Genomic DNA, 18,482 nt, shown 5'->3' on the forward strand with positions numbered 1-18,482 from the left:
GCCTCGCCTGCATACGCCACAGAGCCGGTTCTGGAAGATTGGCTCAAGCACCGGTTGCCTTGGATAGCGAACACGCACGCTGCATGGCGAACCAGGCGTACGCCGCCGGGAATGAGTGCAGAGACGGCCTGCCCCAAGCCGCCCCATGGCCGCTGATGACAAGCAGCAGAGCCAACGTCTCGCGCATGGCCTGTCACGACAAAATCATCGAGAAATAGCCACCGATCAGAGCCAGCACCGTAGTCAACGCGTAACTCACGGGATAAGGCACGGCAGCCACCGAGCTCCCAGACTCTTCAATGATCGCGTTCAGCCCGGGCGTGCTGTTTCGCCCGCCCGTGGTGGCACCATCGGCAATGACCGAATTGAGTCCGAAAAACTTGAATCCGACCCAGAAGGCAATCAACGGTGGAATCAAGGCTCCCAGCGTGCCGATCAGGGCCAGCCACACCAGCGTGTCGCCACCGAGTGCGGTGATGACCTTGGGCCCGACATTCGCAGACAGGACCACGACAAAAGCATTCAAGCCGAAGTCCTGGAGAAAGCTTCGCGCCCCCTCATGGACCGGCCCGCCGAATTCTGGGTTCCGGCTCCGAAAATAACTGACGCCCACACCTGCCAGAATGCAGCCTGCCGATGTGCCCAATGAGAATGGAATGCCTGAGATGGTCACACTGACAATGCCCACCAGGTACCCCACCAACATGGCCAGCGAGAGATAAAGGACCTCTGATTTCATGGTCGGCAGAATCGCACGCCCACCCAATGTCTTTGCCGCGGCCTTGATCGCTGCGTCTGGTCCGGTCAGACGGATCACGTCGCCGAACAATACGACGCTGGCAGGTCCCAGCGGCAATTCATTCCCGGCTCTGAAAAGCGCCTGCACTGTCACGCCACCCGTTCCGTGATGCCTGAGCGCCTGAATCGTCTTCCCGGAGAGCGCATGGGAACCGATGTGAACATCCGCCACTTCCAGGGGAACATCGCGCGCCAGCGCCTCATCGGACTCCGGACCGATCAACTCCCCCTCTTCGAGAATCAGATCGTGCACATCACCGCGCACCGTCACAATATCGTTCTTCTCGAGCACCAGATCAGAGGACAGATCGAGAACTTCATGGTTGCGCACGACGCGCAGGATCGGGACCTGAGGATAGTCTTTGATGATCTGCGCAAAGCTACAGCCAATGAGCTGTGGGTGAGTCACCGTGAAAGCACGGAGGTCGTAGGGAGAAAATCCCATGACCAGAGCGCCCGGCGCTCCCGGAACGGGATGAGTCGCACCGCCACTGTACTCCGTCTCGGCCAGCTTCGCGTCGGCCCGGGCATCGCGCCCAAAGATCCGTGGGAGATATCGGATCAATAGAATGATCCCCACGCTCGACAAGACGTAGCTGATGGCATAAGCCGCTGCCATGTTGGCTCCCACCTCCTCGACTGTCATACCGACAGGAGGCGTGTAGGCACCGCTCGACAGCGCGCTCTGGCCAACGCCGAGAATGGCCGTGATGGTATAGCTACCTGAGATCAGACCTGTTGCATATCCGGGGGCCAAGCCCACCCAGGATGCACCAAAGTAGCAGATGAGCCAATTCAGCACCCAGACGATGACGCCAACGCCCACAAAGGCCAACCCACCCTTGCGAAGTCCTGAGAAGAACCGCGGCCCTACCTTCAAGCCCAGTGCATACATGAACAGCAAGAGCATGAAGGATGATAGAACCCCGGGGATGGAGTAGGTCATGCCATAAACGGCCTCGGCCACCATCGAGATGATGACACCGACCAGCAATGAACCTGCCGTCGAGCCCAGAGAGACTCCCTTGACATCGACTTTTCCGATCAGATTACCGAGCGCCAGGGCAAGAAGAATGAACGCGATTGGCTGATTTCCAAGCAGTTCAAAAAAGCCGTGCGCTCCAGCTTCTACTAAGGCGATTACGCTATCGGCAATGTGGCCTATGGTGCGCCCCCCTTCCGAGGGGGCACCTTCCTGGGCAACGGCGGACCCGGTAACAAGGAACGCCACCAAGCCTGTATAACGAGACAAGATGTTCACTACCGGACGATGGGAATGTGATATCTCAACCATGGTGAAACCCCGATTTAGCGCTCGAATTGGGTACCGGGTTTTCTGACAGATGCTGGATGGCACGCTTCATATCGTCGAGCAGCAGCCGCGCCAGGTCACGACTCACGCCATGTCGAATCAAAATACGCTGGACGACGACTTCCTGACGATGAGAAGGCAGCGGATAAGAAGCGATTTGCCAACCTCGCATCCGAAGCCGCTCAGACAGGTCATAGAGGTTGAATCCATGGTCGGCATCGGTCAGTTTGTAAGCCACCGCCGGTAGCCCACCATGTCCGTCGTAAACCATCTCGAAAGGCCCCAGCTTGGCGAGTTCATGACCCAACCACTGCGCCGTGTCGGAACAAGCCTGCTGAATCGCCGTATAACCGTCGCGGCCCAAGCGCAGAAAGTTATAGTACTGGGCGATGATCTCCCCACCAGGTCGGGAGAAATTAAGCGCAAAGGTTGGCATATTCCCGCCGAGATAGTCGACGTAGAAGATCAGATCTTCGGGAAGGTCTTCTTTCGATGCCCAGATGACCCAGCCCACACCGAGCGGGGCCAGCCCGTATTTATGGCCGGAAGCATTGATGGATCTGACCCGCTCGATCTGAAAATCCCATACCAGGTCGCGCTGGATAAATGGCGCGATGAAGCCGCCGGATGCCGCATCGACGTGAATAGGAATATCCAACCCCAGGTCGCGTTCGATGGCATCGAGCTCACGCGCCAGTGCCGCCACAGGTTCGTAAACACCGGTGAACGTCACACCTAGCGTTGCAACGACCCCTATCGTATTCTCATCACAGTACTTTCTCAGATCCGCCGGTTGTAACCCCAGGGCATCGCCTTCAAGCGGGACCTCTCTCATCTCGACATCGAAGTAGCGCGCGAATTTTTTCCAGCAAATCTGAACAGGGCCGGTCACGATATTCGGTTTGCTCGCATCCTTTCCTTCGGCTTGCCGCCGCTGGCGCCACTTCCATTTGAAAGCAAGCCCGCCCAGCATGGCCGCCTCGCTTGAACCTGTCGTCGAACAGCCCACCGTTTCCCAGGCTTTCTGGGCGTGCCACAAGTCGGCCAAGATATGGACACAGCGATTTTCGATCTCCGCTGTCTGGGGATATTCGTCCTTGTCGATCATGTTTTTATCGACAGCATCCGACATCAACTGCTTGACCTCATCCTCGACCCAGGTGGTGCAAAAAGTCGCGAGATTCTGACGGGCATTTCCATCGAGCAGCAATTCGTCTCGCACGAGGGAGTATGCAGCATGCGGCTCGGTTCGGCCCTGAGGTATCCGGAATTTAGGCAGGCTCACTTGCGACGCATCGGTGGTATATATGTCGCGAATGATCGATTGGTCATCTGAGCCAACAGGGTGAATGGGCATACAGTTATCCTCGCGGTAGGTGAAAGATATTCCCAAAGACCGCGTACCTACGCCCCCATCAGGCTCTTTTTTATCATCAACCTTAAGTTTTGTTAGCTCGAAGGACACGTACCCAGACAGAAAAAGAAAAGTATACTTTGAATGCCACAGCCAGCGCTGCAGCACTTAGTAAACTTAGCCAATCTGTCGAAGGGTTTCACTCCTTAGCGTACATGTGCGGTCAATGAGCATCTTATCATTTATTTTCTGTTAATTAAAAAATTAGCCAACTAATTATAGTTAGCCAGTGAACACCTTTTTGGACATCAATAACATGGCCATCGGCTCGGCTAGATGTGGCATCTGTGTCAGGCAGCGCAACAAGCCAGTGTCATCGACTTCACGAACAGGCTCGCCTGACGCTAGAGGTCGGCAGCTATTCTCCATTGATATTGTGAGACGACCGGTCTAATTTGACCGCATGGAAAAGCCAACGTCGCTCAGCAAGCGTCGCGGCCGCCCACCGAAGGTGCCGCGCACCCACCCAGATACCCGGGAGGTCCTGATCCGGTGTGGCGTCGAGGTGCTCACCGAGCAGGGATTCGTCTCGAGCGGGATCGACGGCATCCTGAAACGGGTCGGCGTGCCGAAAGGGTCTTTCTATCACTACTTCGACAGCAAGGAGGCGTTCGGTCACGCCCTGCTGTCGCGATACGCCGAGTATTTCGCGGGCAAGCTCGACCACTGGTTGCTCGCCCCCGAGATACCTCCCCTCGAAAGACTCCGCCGATTCACCCAGGACGCCCAGGGGGGCATGGCCCGCCACGATTATCGTCGCGGCTGCCTGGTGGGCAATCTGGGCCAGGAAGTCACACTGTTACCCGAAGGATTAGGTGCGCGGCTGGAAGCCATCCTGCAGGACTGGCAACGCAGGGTCGCCGACTGCCTGCGTCTGGCCAAGGCGGAGGGTGAGCTGGCCATCGATGCGGATTGCGACACCCTGGCCGCTTTCTTCTGGATCGGGTGGGAGGGTGCCGTGCAGCGAGCTCGGCTGACTCGGGAACCAACGCCCCTGGTGCTCTTCAGTCAGGAATTCCTCGCTCGCCTGCCGCGCTGAAACCGATCTCGCGGTCGTCAAAGGTGCTTTTCGAATCACCGCCCAAGGCTCAGGAGGTTCACGTGTTCAACGCCATTTTCGTACAGCAGACCGAATCCGATCAGCGGAGCCACGCCGCGCTGACCCAGCTCGACGCCGACTCACTTCCCCAGGGCGATGTTCACGTTCGCATCGAATGGAGCACGCTCAACTACAAGGACGCCCTGGCGATCACCGGAAAAGGGGCCGTCGTGCGCCGCTTTCCCATGGTGCCGGGCATCGACCTTGCCGGCGTGGTCGAGCGGAGTGAACATCCCGAATGGGCAGCGGGCGATCGCGTTCTGCTCAACGGCTGGGGTATTGGAGAGGAACACTGGGGCGGCCTGGCGCAGCGCGCTCGGGTCAACGGCGACTGGCTCACCCGGCTGCCGCCCTCGCTGACCACGCATCAGGCGATGGCCATCGGTACCGCCGGCTACACCGCCATGCTGAGCGTGCTGGCGCTGGAGCGCCATGGCCTGACGCCGGATCGCGGCGAGGTGCTGGTGACAGGTGCCAACGGCGGCGTCGGCAGCTACGCCATTGCCGCGCTGGCGGCACGGGGCTATCGCGTCGTCGCGGCGACCGGCCGCCCTCAGGAGTCGGCCTTTCTCGAACGCCTGGGCGCCGCCGCAGTCATCGACCGCAGCGAACTATCAGCCCCCGGCAAGCCTCTGGCCAAGGCACGGTGGTTTGCCGCCATCGACTCGGTGGGCAGCCACACGCTGGCCAACGTCTGCGCGCGCACCTGCCCGGATGGCCTGGTCGCCGCCTGCGGCCTTGCCCAGGGCATGGACTTCCCCACTACCGTAGCCCCTTTCATCCTGCGTGGCGTCAGCCTGCTTGGGATCAACAGCGTCACCCGCCCCGCCGAAGAGCGCCGGCGAGCCTGGGCGCGGCTGGCCGAGGACATCGACCCCGCCCTGCTCGACGAGATCTCACACGACATCCGCTTGAGCGACACCCTGGCGGCGGCGGAACGACTTCTGGCAGGGGAAGTGCGCGGCCGGCTCGTGGTTGACGTCAACGCCTGATCACTCAAACGGGCGCTATACAGTGGCAAGGTGATCACCGGCCAAGCAAGTCATGTCGACGTGGTTCAGCTTGAAGAATATGGGGCTTTCGTGAGGCGTACTACCGAGTGGACGTCGAGCGCTCAAGGTAGTGCAACTGCAGCGAGCCGCTTTCATGATGCCCCCAGGGCGGCCAAGAGGAGATCCCATAATGAACGACTCAGTGGCCTTTGGGATCCTGCTCTTCACAACGATCGGGGTGGGCGCGCTGGCCTTCCTACTGGTCATCGTCGGCATGATCTTAGCGCCCTTCATCATCGATAAGGTCGATCGCGCTCTGGGGCCGCTGGCATCGGAGAAGGAGCTATTCTTCAAGAGACTACCGCTGTCAGCCCACCGGATGAGTGTCTACGGCTTCAAGGTGCTGTGCCGTTACACCAGTTGGGGAGAACGTCATATCTATCGTGATCACCCCGATAGAGTTCACGCCGTCGAGAGTGCCCCACCCTGGATTCTCAACGTGGTGACATGGATCTACGCCAGCTTTGTGATCGTGGCCCCAATCGCCATTCTATTGGCCGTCATCGCGACCCGGATTCACGATGCCGGATGAAGTTGCTGCTCTGCTGCTTGAGTGGATCAGCCGACGACCGTCGCCCGCCAGGTGTTGCGTTACATGGAAGGGTCTCCACGGTAGTATCAGCCGTCAGGTGTAACGCGTTAATACCGGGCGGGCCGTAGAGAATGTTAAGTCGACCGAATAGCGTTTCTGACGGTGACTTCGCCAAACACCACGACATCGTACTTGCCGACCCCCAAGGCTCTCGAATACTGTACACACACAACATCAACAACACATGCATCTCAACTCCATTTTTTTGACGATGCGCAATGATATTTTTATCAAAAACTCATCAAGAGGTCCCCATGAAACTCATTCTAAGCTACGACGCCTCCCATATTACCAGCAACTATCTGGAGCAAGCACTCGACAAATCCTCAAAAAATACATCTTTCAGCATTTCTACCGCGCAGTATTTTAGCCAGGACAGAATAAATAAAATTTTCACCGCAGCGCAAAAATCGGGTTCCTTATCAGCAGATTTCAATGGCGCTCAGCTTGACTCGAACGAACTCGAAAATGCAGTAAAATCAGCCGGGAGCAAAGTTCGCGTCAGCGTAAACACTGCTCAAAGCACCCCTGTCAACACGCTACTGAGCGCATTAGAAAGTGCGGGCAACACCAAAGTTTTCAGCGCCGAATTCAATGGAGCACAGCTTACTGAAGACAACCTAGAAAGGGCTATTTCGAATACCGGAAGCAAGTCAAAAATCAAGCTCAACACGGCGCAAGCCTTAAGCCTCAACCACTTAAAAAAAGTATTGTCTACCGCCGGAGCATCAAAATTCCTTTCTTTAGAATTCAACGGCGCCCAACTTGATCCGCAAGAGGTAAAAGAGGCAATTAAAGAGGCAGGAGAAAATACAAGCTTCAGCATTAATACAGCGCAAAGCCTGAGCAAGCAAGCACTACTGGACCTTTTGAAAACAGCGGCCAACATCAAGACATTGAGTGCCGACTTCAACGGCGCCCAGTTAACGCCCAACCTATTCGCCGAGGCTTTAAAGGCCGCCGGTTCGAAAACAGCCTTAAGCATCAATACAGCTCAGAGCATTTCGAAAAGCAACTTGCTTAACTTTGCATCTCTAGCAGGCACGGAAAAAATACTTACCATGGAGTTTAACGGTAGCCAGATTAATGCAGCCGACGTGATTGAAGTGATCAAAAAATCTGGCACAAAAACGTCTACAAGCATCAATACGGCACAAAATCTGAACCTTGACGACCTCATCGATATAATAAAAGCAGCAGGGACGAGCAAAAACTTGACGCTGGCATTTGACGGATCAAGACTAACAGAAAATAACTTGCAACGCGCAGTGAGCGCAGCAGGATCTAGAACCACCATCATCGTTACAAATGCCTACAGAACACCGATCAACGTCATTCTCGATATTGTGAAGACGGCCGACTGATGTCATAGGCCGACTTTGATGTCTTCGTCGACAAGCTTCCCATCGATGAAGCGCAAATAATAATAGGCGCCATTCATAGGCCCATAGATCCAGCGCTCTATGGTGACGGCGCCTTTAATAATTCGCCCCCCCCTGGACTGTGGGGGCTCGACTTCTTTCGAAGCGGGAGACCCACATTTTGCGATCACCTCAGACTTAAGATCGCCATCTTGCACTAGGCCGTTCTGGCATCTCAATGCATAAGATGGGGTACTCGCCCCTATGATTAGAAAAAGCACCCAAATCAACGAAAAATGCTTTAATTGCATTTAGACTGTCTCTGCTGTGGATTGATAGCATTCGAGACTACCATTGTAGCTTATCAGAGGCATTTCATACGCTTGGCAAACTGAGATATCTCTCGCATCGCGTCGCTTCTCAGCCATCTTGTTCAGCTGGATGAATACCGGCGGCACCTTTAAACGGGTGTAGCGTGCCAGCTCGCGCAGTTCGTTGAGCATACCCTGAGTAACGCGAACAAATTCGCGGGCCGTCAGAAGCTCAGGAACGATCGGCGAGATCAGGCGACCGGCGGCCATCTCAAGGATGACAGAGCGCCCCCTGCGTATCGATCAGGATAGCGTCATAGCGATCGGCGAAACGTCCAAGACGGTCGACCAAGCGGAAGCGCCCATCCGGAGAATTGAGCAACAGCTGCTGCAGCTGGTTCCGATAGTCGTTGGAGACGATGATGTCGAGATTGGAAAAAGCGGTACGAGAAATGATCCGGTCAAGATCGACCAGCTCTGTCACCCCCACCAGGGGTGGACTGTGACAGTTCGCCGCAGGAAGAGAGGGTTGGCTGAGTATCCAGATCTACGGGAAAGCCAGAAAACCCGAGTCAGCCAGGAGACCAACGAGGTTGGCTGTAGAGGTGGTCTTGCTGACACCACCTTTAGAACAAAACGTTGCCGAAACGCGCATAACCGCACCTCATCCGTCGGAATGTGGGATGAATGCAGAGGTGGCACTACTTAGCGGAAGTCTTCTTGCCTATCGATGGCTCCCCGAACAGGACTCGAACCTGTGACCCAATGATTAACAGTCATTTGCTCTACCAACTGAGCTATCGGGGATCGATATCTTACCGGCAATGTGGGGCGATGATGGCTCCCCGAACAGGACTCGAACCTGTGACCCAATGATTAACAGTCATTTGCTCTACCAACTGAGCTATCGGGGATCGGATTCATCGCGTGCTGTCTGTTGGCTCCCCGAGCAGGACTCGAACCTGCGACCCAATGATTAACAGTCATTTGCTCTACCAACTGAGCTATCGGGGAACATCTGTCAGCACGCGGCGTAGTATACGGACTGGATTCGAGGCGTCAAGGGTCAATCGCACATCGGGCGAGAATTCCTGGCGCTGAATTTCCCAACGCAATCAATGCGCTGGGCACGAAGCCCCAGGCAACGCCCGCGTCGCCACGCCCCGTCGCAAGGCTCACGCCACCCTACCCCAGCTGCCTGCGCCTCGCCCGCCGGAGACGAGACGGTGAGCAGGCACTCTCCCGGGTACTCTCGCAGGCACTAACCCTGCTCGTCCCCTGCTCGTCGCGTTGACACCTCTGCCCATTCGGCTTAGCGTCAATTCATTATAATCAATAGCGCCCCCTGACCGGCCCCGCGGTCCGGCAGGGAGCGACGACAACAACAAGATCTTTCAGGAGGTGCCCATGACGGCACACGATACCTCGACCCGCAAGCCCTGGTACCAGCGCATACCCCACCCCGCCATTCTGATCTTCTGCCTGCTCTGCGCGGTGTGGCTGCTGACGCAGATCATTCCCGCCGGCACCTATGAGCGTCATGAGATCAACGGGCGCAGCGCGGTGATCCCCGACACCTTCCATCTGATCGACCAGCCGGCGCCGTCGGTGCTTCAAATCTTTCACGCCATCCCGCTGGGCATGATCGCCGCGGCCAGCGTCATCGTGATCGTGTTCATCGGTGGCGGACTGTTTCGCGTGATGGAGGCGACCGGCGCGCTGGAGAATCTGGTCGGCACCCTGGTCAAGCGGCTGGGTCGCGAGCGCCCCAGCGCGCTGGTATGGCTGATGACCTTCGTCTTCGGCGGGCTCGGCGTGGCCGTGGGCTACGAGAACAACATTGCGCTGATCCCGCTGGCCGTGCTGCTCGGTCTGGCCATGGGCGGCGACCGTCTGGTCGGCACCGCCATCGCCCTCGGCGGCGTAGGGATCGGCTTCGCCACCTCGCCGATCAACGTCTATACCGTCGGCGTCTCGGACCAGATCGCGCAGCTGCCGCTGTTCTCCGGCGCCGGGCTGCGCAGCGTGCTCTGCATCGGTGCGCTGGCCCTGCTGGCCCATCACACCAGCCGCTACCTGAAGCGCGTGCGGGCGGATGCCGAAACCTCGCTGCTCGAGCGCGACGAGCGCGCCGGCAGCCTGGACAAGCCGGTCGAGAGCTACCGCCTGCGTGCCGCCGATATCCGCGTCCTCGCCACCTTCGTCGTCGGCCTGGCGATCATGCTCTACGGGGTCTTCGCCCATGGCTGGTACATCAACGAGATCTCCGCCGTGTTCGTGGCCATGGCGCTGGCCATCGGTGCCATGGCCAAGCTCTCGCCTTCACGTATCAATCAGTACTTCTTCGAGGGGGCGGCGTCGGTGACCAGCGGCGCACTGCTGGTGGGGCTGGCGCGCGCGCTGCAGGTGCTGATCGAACAGGGCCATATCGGCGATACCATCGTCCATGGTCTGGCCGAGCCCCTGGCCGGCCTACCGGTGCTGGTTTCGACCCTGGCGATGACCCTGGTGCACTCGGTGATCAACGTCTTCATCCCCTCTGGCAGCGGCCAGGCCATGGCCACCATGCCGATCATGATCCCGCTCTCCGACCTGATCGGCATGACCCGCCAGACCGCGATTCTGGCCTTTCAGGTCGGCGACGGGCTGACCAAAATGGTGGTGCCCACCTCCGGCGGCACCCTGGCGATGCTGGCGATCGCCCGCGTGCCCTACGACCGCTGGGTGCGCTTCTTCTTCCCGCTGCTGATTCAGGTGTTCCTGCTCAGTTGGCTGGTGCTTGCCTTCGCGGTGGCGATCGGCTGGGGGCCGGCGTGAGCCGCAAGCGCTCGGACCAGATCGCCGAGGGGCTGCGCCAGCGCATCCTCTCCGGCGAGCTGCCGCCCGGCGCCCGGCTGGAGAGCGAGGCCGCCTTGAGCGCGCGCCTGGACACCAGCAAGTGGACCCTACGTGAGGCGCTGAAGTCGCTCGAGACCCAAGGGCTGATCCGAATCCGCAGCGGCCCCGGCGGGGGCGCCAGCATCACCGAGGTGAGTGCATCCACTGCCAACGAGCTTTTGTGGAACTTCTGCTTCAGCCGCGATCTGTCGGTGGCGGACATCTACGCCCTGCGCAAGCTGCTGGAGCCGGCGCTCGCCCGCGAGGTCACGCCGCTACTCGATGCCCCCACCCTGGCACGCCTGAGCGCCACTGCCGGGCGCTGCTGCAGCCAGCGCCAGGCGGGGCGTGGTGTCGCCGAACGCGAGGACGAGCTCGATTTTCACAACCTGCTAGCCGCGGTCTCGCCCAACCCGCTGCTGCGCTTTCTGATCGAGTTCCTCAACGGCCTGCTGCTCAAGGTAGTGGCGGCCCAGAACCACGACCCGGCGCTGGCGGGGATCGATATCAACTACCACGGCCACGACTATCATCTGGAACTGATCGAGGCGTTTCACGCCCGCGACGCCGAGCGCGCCGAGGCCGTGATGTATGCCCACATGCGGGCCGCCGAGCACTACATGGGCGAGCTGACTGCGCTCAGCCAGCGCGCCGACGGCCACCAGAACGAGGAGACGAGAGACCCATGACGACACCTTCCGAGAATACCAACCACGCCCCGCGCACCCACTACACCGCGACCGAGATGCTCGCCGAGCTGGTCGCCTTCGATACCGTCTCGCGCCACTCCAACCTGGCGCTGATCGAGTTCATCGAGCACTATCTCGCCGCCCACGGCGTGGAGAGCTGGCGCGTGGAGAACGAAGACGGCAGCAAGTCCAATCTGCTGGCGCGTATCGGCCCTGCGGTCGAGGGCGGCGTGGTGCTCTCAGGACATACCGACGTGGTCCCGGTGGATGGCCAGCCATGGAGCAGCGACCCATTCACCCTGACCGCCCGGGACGGCAAGCTCTACGCCCGCGGCAGCTGCGACATGAAGGGGTTCATCGCCTGCGCCCTGGCTGCAGTACCGCAGTGGACAGCGGCAGAACTGTCGAAGCCGGTGTGGCTGGCGTTCTCCTATGACGAGGAGATCGGCTGCCTCGGCGCACCGCGCATGATCGAGCGTCTGGTGGCAGACTTCCCGCGCCCCGCGGTGGTGGTGGTCGGCGAGCCGACGCTGATGCACCCGGTGACCCAGCAGAAAGGCATCACCTCGCTCAAGACCGTGGTGCACGGCGTGGAGTCGCACTCCAGTCAGGTCGACCAGGGCATCTCGGCGATCCATGTCGCGGCGCGCCTGGTCACCCGCATCGAGGAGATCATGGCCGAGATGGTCAGCGAGGGAGAGACCAATACCGACTTCAACGTCGCCCACTCGAGCCTCCACGTCGGTCGTATCCAGGGCGGCACCGCGATCAACATCATGGCCCGGGAGTGCAGCTTCGAGTGGGAGATCCGTCATCTGCCCGAGCAGGGCTTCGACGCCGTGTTCTCGCGTTTCGACGCCTTCAGCCGACGCCTGGAGCAGGAGCTGAAGGCACGCGATGCACGCTTTGCCATCGAGACCACCCCGCTAACGCACACCGTGCCCGGCCTCGCCGGTAGCGATAATCGTGATGCCATCGCCCTGTGCCGACACCTGTTGGGCGAACGCGAGACCCAGGCGGTGGCCTACGCCACCGAAGCCGGCCAGTTCCAGAACGCCGGACTCGAGGCGATCATCTGTGGCCCCGGCAGCATTACCCAGGCGCACCAGCCTGACGAGTTCATCAGCGAAGAGCAGCTCGCCCAGGGTGAGGCGTTCATGCAGCGCCTGGGTGAGTACTTGCAGGCGTGATACGTGGGGAGCGAGCCATCAGGACGCCGCACCAGCACGAGGCGAACGCGCGAAATATCGCGTACGGCAACGAACGTGATCGCGCAGAGAACAATAACGAACAGGAGAAATATCGAATACTGCGAGGGGGAGTTGGTGGCTACGCCCTGATTCGAACAGGGGACCCCATCATTATGAGTGATGTGCTCTAACCAGCTGAGCTACGTAGCCATCCGGGGTGGTTGCCGTAAGGCAACGGTGGCGCACTATACCGGTGTCGGGTCGCGACCGCAAGCCCTTGATCGCAAACCCTTGCCCTGGCGGGCGTTCCCGAACCGCAGCGGTTCGGGAACGCGGTGATCGACCAGCGCTGGCTCAGAGCCCCAGCGACTGCTTGACCGCCGGCAGGCCCGGTTGCCCGTCCACCGTGGTCACGCCCTCGAGCCATGCCGTCAGGGTGTCCGGATGCGCCTTGAGCCAGGCTCGGGCTGCGTCCTTCTCGTTCTGGCCATCGTCCATGATCGCGCCCATCACCTGGTTCTCCATGGTCAGGGTGAAACTCAGGTTATCGAGCAGTTGACCGACGTTGGTGCACTCGTCGGAATAGCCGGCGCGGGTATTGGTGTAAACCGTGGCACCGCCGTAGTCCGGCCCGAAATAGTCATCGGCCCCGGACAGATAACCCATGTCGAAGTTGGTGTTCATGGGGTGCGGCTCCCAGCCGAGGAAGACCATCCACTCCTTGTTGCGGGTGCGCGCCTTCAGCTCGGCGAGCATGCCGGCCTCGCTGGAGTCGACCAGCTGCCAGTCGCCCAGCCCGTAGGCATCATCGTCGATCATCTTCTGGATGATCATGTTGCCGTCATTGCCGGCTTCGATGCCGAACAGCTTGTGGCCGAACTGATCGGCGTGGGCGTCCAGATCCTTGACCGAGGTGACGCCGGCATCGAGCACGTACTGCGGCACCGCCAGAGTGTACTTGGCCCCCTCCAGATTGGCCCGCGGGCGCTCGACCTCGCCGCGCTCGATGTAAGGGTCGCTGATCGATGCCATCGACGGCATCCAGTTGCCCAGAAAGACGTCGAAATCGCCGTTCTTCATCCCAGCATAGGCCACCGGCACGGAGACGGTGTCGGAATACGGCGCATAGCCCAGCCCCTCCAGCACCACACTGGTGAGCGCGGTGGTGGCCTGGATATCGGTCCAGCCGACTTCGGCGAAGTGCACGCGCTGGCAGCTTTCCGGCGCAGCCGCCTGGGCGGCGGCGCTGACGCTGAGGCTGGCGCCGGCGAAGGCCAGCAGTAACGACTGTCGTTTCATGCAAGATCTCCCTGATACGAAAATGGCGCCCGGCGCTGGGTCGCATCACCGTCGTGCATCGCTGCCGCAGCCCACTACTACCTTGCAGCTCCGCGCGAACCTGGTGCTGCCGGGCGCCTTTTCTGCTGTTGTGTGACTTGCTGTCGATGATCGATGGCGTTAATAACCAGCGATTATCGAATCATGCCATTTTCATTCTAGGCCACAATAGCTTATTTTTTATTGATTGACCGTTCAATAAAAAAATCGCATAATGCCGCTATCCTGATGTCGAAGCGCGCGCCCTGGCGCCATTTTCGAGTATCCGCCGTTTCAGACCGCAGTAGGAGAACCCTATGCCGAAAGTCGGAATGCAGCCCATTCGTCGCCGGCAGTTGATCGAGGCGACGCTCGAGGCGATCGACGAGGTCGGTCTAGCGGATGCCACCATTGCCCGCATTGCCCGGCACGCCGGCGTCTCCACCGGCATCATCAGCCACTATTTCGATGGCAAGGATGGGCTGCTGGAAGCCACCATGCGCCACATCCTCAGCGATCTCGGCAGCGCCGTCAGCGAGCGCCGCCGCGCGCTGGGCGAGGCGCCACCCCAGGACCACCTGCACGCGATCATCGATGGCAACTTCGATCGCAGCCAGACCAGCCGCTCGGTGATGAAGACCTGGCTGGCGTTCTGGGCCAGCAGCATGCACCACACCAATCTGCAACGGCTGCAGCGGGTCAACGATCGCCGTCTATATTCCAATCTGAGCAGCCAGTTCCGCCGCGTGCTGCCCAAGCGCCAGGCGCGCGATGCAGCTCGCGGACTGGCGGCACTGATCGACGGGCTGTGGCTGCGCGGTGCCCTGGCCCAGGAGGGGCTCGACGTGGACCGCGCCAGGCAACTGGCCTACGACTACGTGCGTGAACAGCTCGATACGCCGCAGCGCGCTCAGCGCCGCGCCAACGATTACGCCTGAGCCAGGCAGACGCTCACCCCCCAGATTCGCATCAGACACTCGACTTCGAAGGGAGACCACCATGGCACGACTCGAGACGCAGACACTCTACATCGACGGGCGTCGTACGCCGGCCAGCGGCGAGACCACCTTCGATGCCGTCAACCCGGCCAACGGCGAGGTGATCGCCAGCATCCAGCAGGCCAGCGCCGCGGACGTCGACAAGGCCGTCGCCAGCGCTGCTCGCGCCCAGCGTGAATGGGCCGCCATGAGCGGCATGGAGCGCTCGCGCATCCTGCTCAAGGCGGTGGCTCTGCTGCGCGAACGCAACGACGAGCTGGCCGAGCTGGAGACCCTCAACACCGGCAAGCCGATCAGCGAGACTGCCAGTGTCGACGTAGTCACCGGTGCCGATGCCCTGGAGTACTTCGCCGGCCTGGCCCCGGCCATCGAAGGCAGCCAGATCCCGCTGCGCGAGGACTCTTTCGTCTACACCCGGCGCGAGCCACTGGGCGTGATCGGCGCCATCGGCGCCTGGAACTACCCGATCCAGATCGCCTGCTGGAAGGCCGCGCCGGCGCTGGCCGCAGGTAACGCGGTGGTGTTCAAGCCGAGCGAGGTGACGCCGCTGACCGCGATGAAGCTGGCCGAGATCTTCACCGAAGCCGGCCTCCCCGACGGCCTGTTCAACGTGGTGCACGGCGATGGCAGTGTCGGCGCGATGCTGACCGAGCACACCGGCATCGCTAAGATCAGCTTCACCGGCGAGGTCGGCACCGGCAAGAAGGTGATGTCGGCCGCCGCCGGCTCGACGCTCAAGGACGTCACCATGGAGCTGGGCGGCAAGTCGCCGCTGATCGTGTTCGAGGATGCCGATCTCGACCGCGCCGCCGACGGCGCGATGATGGCCAACTTCTACTCCAGCGGCCAGGTCTGCACCAATGGCACCCGGGTGTTCGTGCAGCGCTCGGTGAAGGAGGCCTTCGAGGCCAAGATCGTCGAGCGCGTCGAGCGCATCAAGGCCGGCGATCCGCTCGACCCGCAGACCAACTTCGGCCCGCTGGTGAGCTTCGAGCACCTGGAGAAGGTGGTCGGCTATCTCGACATCGCCAAGCAGGATGGCGCCCGGCTGCTGATCGGTGGTTCACGCCTCACCGAAGGCGACTTTGCCCAGGGCGCCTGGGTGGCGCCCACCGTCTACACTGACTGCAGTGACGAGATGCGTATCGTACGCGAGGAGATCTTCGGCCCGATGATGTCGATTCTGGCCTTCGATGACGAGGAAGAGGTGATCCGCCGCGCCAACGATACCGAGTACGGTCTGGCCGCCGGCCTGTTCACCGAGGGCCTCAACCGCGCCCATCGGGTGATCCATTGCCTCGAGGCGGGTATCTGCTGGGTCAACACCTGGGGCGACTCGCCGGCGGAGATGCCGGTGGGCGGCTACAAGCAGTCCGGTATCGGCCGCGAGAACGGCGTCGAGACACTGGCACACTATACGCAAACGAAGTCGGTGCAGATCGAGATGGGGCCCTTCGCCTCCGTGTTCTAGGTATGACGTTCTAGGTACGACTTGCCAGGCACGACGTTTTGGACGACCCGAGACGGCGCGCTGGACACCACGAGACGACGTCTAGGCAACGATCTAGACGATGAGAGGCTGGCGGGCCACCACGGCCCGCCGCCCTCTCACCCCGCCTGCCCCCGCGGCTTCTCTCTCACCCCTTCGCTGACTCAAGGAGCGTGTGTATGCAACAGGCTCGCGAATACGACTACATCATCATCGGCGCCGGCTCCGCCGGCAACGTGCTAGCCACCCGCTTGACCGAGGATCCCGAGGTCAAGGTGCTGCTGCTCGAAGCCGGCGGTCCCGACTACCGCTTCGATTTCCGCACCCAGATGCCGGCGGCACTGGCCTTCCCGCTGCAGGGCAAGCGCTACAACTGGGCGTTCGAGACCGACCCCGAGCCGCACATGGACAACCGTCGCATGGAGTGCGGCCGCGGCAAGGGCCTGGGCGGCTCCTCGCTGATCAACGGCATGTGCTATATCCGCGGCAACGCGCTGGATCTGGACAACTGGGCCAAGCGGCCCGGGCTCGAGGAGTGGCGCTATCTCGACTGCCTGCCCTACTACAAGAAGTCGGAGACCCGCGATATCGGTCCCAATGACTTCCACGGCGGCGATGGCCCGCTCTCGGTGACCACGCCCAAGGCGGGCAACAATCCGCTCTATCAAGCCTTCATCGAAGCGGGTGTGGAGGCGGGCTTCCCGCGCACCGACGACCTCAACGGCGCGCAGCAGGAGGGCTTCGGTCCGATGGACCGGACGACCACCCCCAACGGGCGGCGTTCGTCCACCGCGCGGGGCTATCTCGATATCGCCAAGCAGCGCGATAACCTGACCATCGTCACCCACGCCACCACCGACCGCATCCTGTTCGAGGACAAGCGCGCGATCGGGGTCAACTACCTGCGCAAGAACCAGCCGCAGCAGGCGCTGGCGCGCCGCGAGGTGCTGCTGTGCGGTGGCGCGATCGCCTCGCCGCAGATCCTGCAGCGCTCCGGCGTGGGCAACCCGGCGCTGCTCGAAAAGCATGGTATCGAGGTGGTCCACGACCTCAAGGGCGTGGGCGAGAATCTGCAGGATCACCTGGAGATGTACATCCAGTACGAGTGCAAGAAGCCGATCTCGCTCTACCCGGCGCTCAAGTGGTACAACCAGCCGAAAATCGGTGCCGAGTGGATGTTCCTGGGCCAGGGTGTGGGCGCCAGCAACCAGTTCGAAGCCGGTGCCTTCATCCGCACCGACGATCGCGAGGAGTGGCCCAACCTGCAGTACCACTTCCTGCCGATCGCGATCAGCTACAACGGCAAGAGCGCGGTCGAGGCCCACGGCTTCCAGGCGCATGTCGGCTCGATGCGTTCGGAGAGCCGCGGCCGCGTGCAGCTCACCGACCGTGATCCCCGGAGCGCGCCCAGCATCCTGTTCAACTACATGTCCACCGAGCGCGACTGGGAAGAGTTCCGCGCCGCGATCCGGGTGACCCGCGAGATCATCAACCAGCCGGCGATGGACGAATTCCGCGGCCGCGAGATCGCCCCCGGCCCGGACGTGCAGAGCGACGCCGAGCTGGATGCCTTCGTGCGCCAACACGCCGAGACCGCCTACCACCCCTGCGGCACCTGCCGCATGGGTACCGGCGATGACGCCGTGGTCGACGGCGAGGGCCGCGTGCACGGCCTGCAGGGGCTGCGAGTGATCGATGCCTCGATCATGCCGATCATCGTCACCGGCAACCTCAACGCCACCACCATCATGATCGCCGAGAAGCTGGCCGACCGCGTGCGCGGCAAGACGCCGCTGCCGGCGGCCGAGGTCGACTACTACGTCGCCAACGGCGCCCCGGCGCGCAAGACACCGGCACGGGCCTCCTGACGCAGCCTGCTGCGCCCTGTCACCGCCTCCCAGCCCGGCCACGATGGCCGGGCTTTTTTATCGACGTGTGGCCGCGATACCCACGATAGAACTGGTGTCCGCAGGTTGCGCATTT

The 18,482-nt window shown here is 61.0% G+C and carries 15 protein-coding genes and 4 tRNA genes; 10 read left to right on the forward strand and 9 right to left on the reverse strand.

Translation table 11 applies throughout. The features are described 5' to 3' along the window. Positions 1-193 precede the first annotated feature (193 nt). Positions 194-2,059: an aspartate:alanine exchanger family transporter gene (locus ABV408_RS11360; RefSeq protein ID WP_405049945.1), complete on the reverse strand. Its 1,866-nt coding sequence runs from the start codon at positions 2,057-2,059 to the stop codon at positions 194-196. A 25-nt stretch (positions 2,060-2,084) separates the two neighbouring features. Then, positions 2,085-3,467 (reverse strand): glutamate decarboxylase, encoded by a 1,383-nt coding sequence (locus ABV408_RS11365; protein WP_353979066.1) that lies wholly within the window; start codon positions 3,465-3,467, stop codon positions 2,085-2,087. Between the two features lie 460 nt (positions 3,468-3,927). Here ABV408_RS11365 and ABV408_RS11370 point away from each other — a divergent pair, with 460 nt between their 5' ends. The 4 genes from ABV408_RS11370 to ABV408_RS11385 all read left to right on the forward strand — a co-directional run bounded on the left by ABV408_RS11370 (position 3,928) and on the right by ABV408_RS11385 (position 7,631). Next, complete coding sequence (locus ABV408_RS11370; protein ID WP_353979067.1) at positions 3,928-4,563, forward strand: TetR/AcrR family transcriptional regulator; 636 nt, start codon at positions 3,928-3,930, stop codon at positions 4,561-4,563. Positions 4,564-4,625: 62 nt separating this feature from the next. Continuing rightward, complete coding sequence (locus tag ABV408_RS11375) at positions 4,626-5,615, forward strand: MDR family oxidoreductase (protein ID WP_353979068.1); 990 nt, start codon at positions 4,626-4,628, stop codon at positions 5,613-5,615. A gap of 190 nt (positions 5,616-5,805) precedes the next feature. Next, positions 5,806-6,207, forward strand: coding sequence for a hypothetical protein (locus ABV408_RS11380; protein WP_353979069.1), 402 nt, complete (start codon positions 5,806-5,808; stop codon positions 6,205-6,207). Positions 6,208-6,521: 314 nt separating this feature from the next. After that, positions 6,522-7,631 (forward strand): hypothetical protein, encoded by a 1,110-nt coding sequence (locus ABV408_RS11385; RefSeq protein ID WP_353979070.1) that lies wholly within the window; start codon positions 6,522-6,524, stop codon positions 7,629-7,631. A 2-nt stretch (positions 7,632-7,633) separates the two neighbouring features. On the opposite strand, the gene ABV408_RS11390 is transcribed toward ABV408_RS11385, so the two are convergent. From ABV408_RS11390 to ABV408_RS11410, 5 genes are all read right to left on the reverse strand, one after another. Next, positions 7,634-7,939, reverse strand: a complete 306-nt coding sequence (locus ABV408_RS11390; RefSeq protein WP_353979071.1) for a DUF2845 domain-containing protein — start codon at positions 7,937-7,939, stop codon at positions 7,634-7,636. Between the two features lie 271 nt (positions 7,940-8,210). Then, positions 8,211-8,423 (reverse strand): hypothetical protein, encoded by a 213-nt coding sequence (locus ABV408_RS11395; RefSeq protein ID WP_353979072.1) that lies wholly within the window; start codon positions 8,421-8,423, stop codon positions 8,211-8,213. Between the two features lie 247 nt (positions 8,424-8,670). Next, positions 8,671-8,746: transfer RNA gene (locus tag ABV408_RS11400), tRNA-Asn, on the reverse strand. A gap of 31 nt (positions 8,747-8,777) precedes the next feature. After that, positions 8,778-8,853: transfer RNA gene (locus ABV408_RS11405), tRNA-Asn, on the reverse strand. Between the two features lie 24 nt (positions 8,854-8,877). Next, positions 8,878-8,953 (reverse strand) — tRNA-Asn (locus ABV408_RS11410). A 393-nt stretch (positions 8,954-9,346) separates the two neighbouring features. On the opposite strand from ABV408_RS11410, the gene ABV408_RS11415 reads away from it, so the two are divergent. Genes ABV408_RS11415 through argE form a run of 3 tightly spaced genes read left to right on the forward strand, consistent with a single transcriptional unit; the run spans position 9,347 to position 12,695 of the window. Continuing rightward, positions 9,347-10,756, forward strand: coding sequence for a TIGR00366 family protein (locus ABV408_RS11415; RefSeq protein WP_353979073.1), 1,410 nt, complete (start codon positions 9,347-9,349; stop codon positions 10,754-10,756). Beyond that, the gene (locus tag ABV408_RS11420) at positions 10,753-11,505 is read left to right on the forward strand and encodes an FCD domain-containing protein (RefSeq protein ID WP_353979074.1); all 753 of its coding nucleotides are present in this window, start codon (positions 10,753-10,755) and stop codon (positions 11,503-11,505) included. The genes ABV408_RS11415 and ABV408_RS11420 overlap by 4 nt, the downstream gene beginning before the upstream one ends. Then, the gene (argE, locus tag ABV408_RS11425; protein ID WP_353979075.1) at positions 11,502-12,695 is read left to right on the forward strand and encodes an acetylornithine deacetylase; all 1,194 of its coding nucleotides are present in this window, start codon (positions 11,502-11,504) and stop codon (positions 12,693-12,695) included. Before ABV408_RS11420 ends, argE begins: the two co-directional genes overlap by 4 nt. A gap of 133 nt (positions 12,696-12,828) precedes the next feature. Here argE and ABV408_RS11430 read toward each other — a convergent pair. Further along, a tRNA-Met gene (locus ABV408_RS11430) sits at positions 12,829-12,905 on the reverse strand. Positions 12,906-13,049: 144 nt separating this feature from the next. Then, the gene (locus tag ABV408_RS11435; RefSeq protein WP_353979076.1) at positions 13,050-13,994 is read right to left on the reverse strand and encodes a choline ABC transporter substrate-binding protein; all 945 of its coding nucleotides are present in this window, start codon (positions 13,992-13,994) and stop codon (positions 13,050-13,052) included. A gap of 335 nt (positions 13,995-14,329) precedes the next feature. Here ABV408_RS11435 and betI point away from each other — a divergent pair, with 335 nt between their 5' ends. The 3 genes from betI (at position 14,330) to betA (ending at position 18,367) form a co-directional block, all read left to right on the forward strand. Continuing rightward, complete coding sequence (gene betI, locus ABV408_RS11440) at positions 14,330-14,950, forward strand: transcriptional regulator BetI (protein WP_353979077.1); 621 nt, start codon at positions 14,330-14,332, stop codon at positions 14,948-14,950. 61 nt (positions 14,951-15,011) lie between these two features. Next, on the forward strand, positions 15,012-16,481 hold the full coding sequence (gene betB / locus ABV408_RS11445; protein ID WP_353979078.1) for a betaine-aldehyde dehydrogenase: 1,470 nt from the start codon (positions 15,012-15,014) through the stop codon (positions 16,479-16,481). A gap of 197 nt (positions 16,482-16,678) precedes the next feature. After that, positions 16,679-18,367, forward strand: coding sequence for a choline dehydrogenase (betA, locus tag ABV408_RS11450; protein WP_353979079.1), 1,689 nt, complete (start codon positions 16,679-16,681; stop codon positions 18,365-18,367). Positions 18,368-18,482 lie beyond the last annotated feature (115 nt).

This window comes from Salinicola endophyticus, from assembly GCF_040536835.1.
GTDB classification, from domain to species: domain Bacteria; phylum Pseudomonadota; class Gammaproteobacteria; order Pseudomonadales; family Halomonadaceae; genus Salinicola; species Salinicola endophyticus_A.

Bases quoted from the DNA above. Each gene is read 5' to 3' on its own strand.
- ABV408_RS11415 (WP_353979073.1), top strand. From the start codon at position 9,347: ATGACGGCACACGATACCTCGACCCGCAAGCCCTGGTACCAGCGCATA.
- betB (WP_353979078.1), top strand. From the start codon at position 15,012: ATGGCACGACTCGAGACGCAGACACTCTACATCGACGGGCGTCGTACG.
- ABV408_RS11390 (WP_353979071.1), bottom strand. From the start codon at position 7,939: ATGCAATTAAAGCATTTTTCGTTGATTTGGGTGCTTTTTCTAATCATA.
- ABV408_RS11380 (WP_353979069.1), top strand. From the start codon at position 5,806: ATGAACGACTCAGTGGCCTTTGGGATCCTGCTCTTCACAACGATCGGG.
- ABV408_RS11435 (WP_353979076.1), bottom strand. From the start codon at position 13,994: ATGAAACGACAGTCGTTACTGCTGGCCTTCGCCGGCGCCAGCCTCAGC.
- ABV408_RS11365 (WP_353979066.1), bottom strand. From the start codon at position 3,467: ATGCCCATTCACCCTGTTGGCTCAGATGACCAATCGATCATTCGCGAC.
- ABV408_RS11370 (WP_353979067.1), top strand. From the start codon at position 3,928: ATGGAAAAGCCAACGTCGCTCAGCAAGCGTCGCGGCCGCCCACCGAAG.
- betA (WP_353979079.1), top strand. From the start codon at position 16,679: ATGCAACAGGCTCGCGAATACGACTACATCATCATCGGCGCCGGCTCC.
- argE (WP_353979075.1), top strand. From the start codon at position 11,502: ATGACGACACCTTCCGAGAATACCAACCACGCCCCGCGCACCCACTAC.
- ABV408_RS11385 (WP_353979070.1), top strand. From the start codon at position 6,522: ATGAAACTCATTCTAAGCTACGACGCCTCCCATATTACCAGCAACTAT.
- betI (WP_353979077.1), top strand. From the start codon at position 14,330: ATGCCGAAAGTCGGAATGCAGCCCATTCGTCGCCGGCAGTTGATCGAG.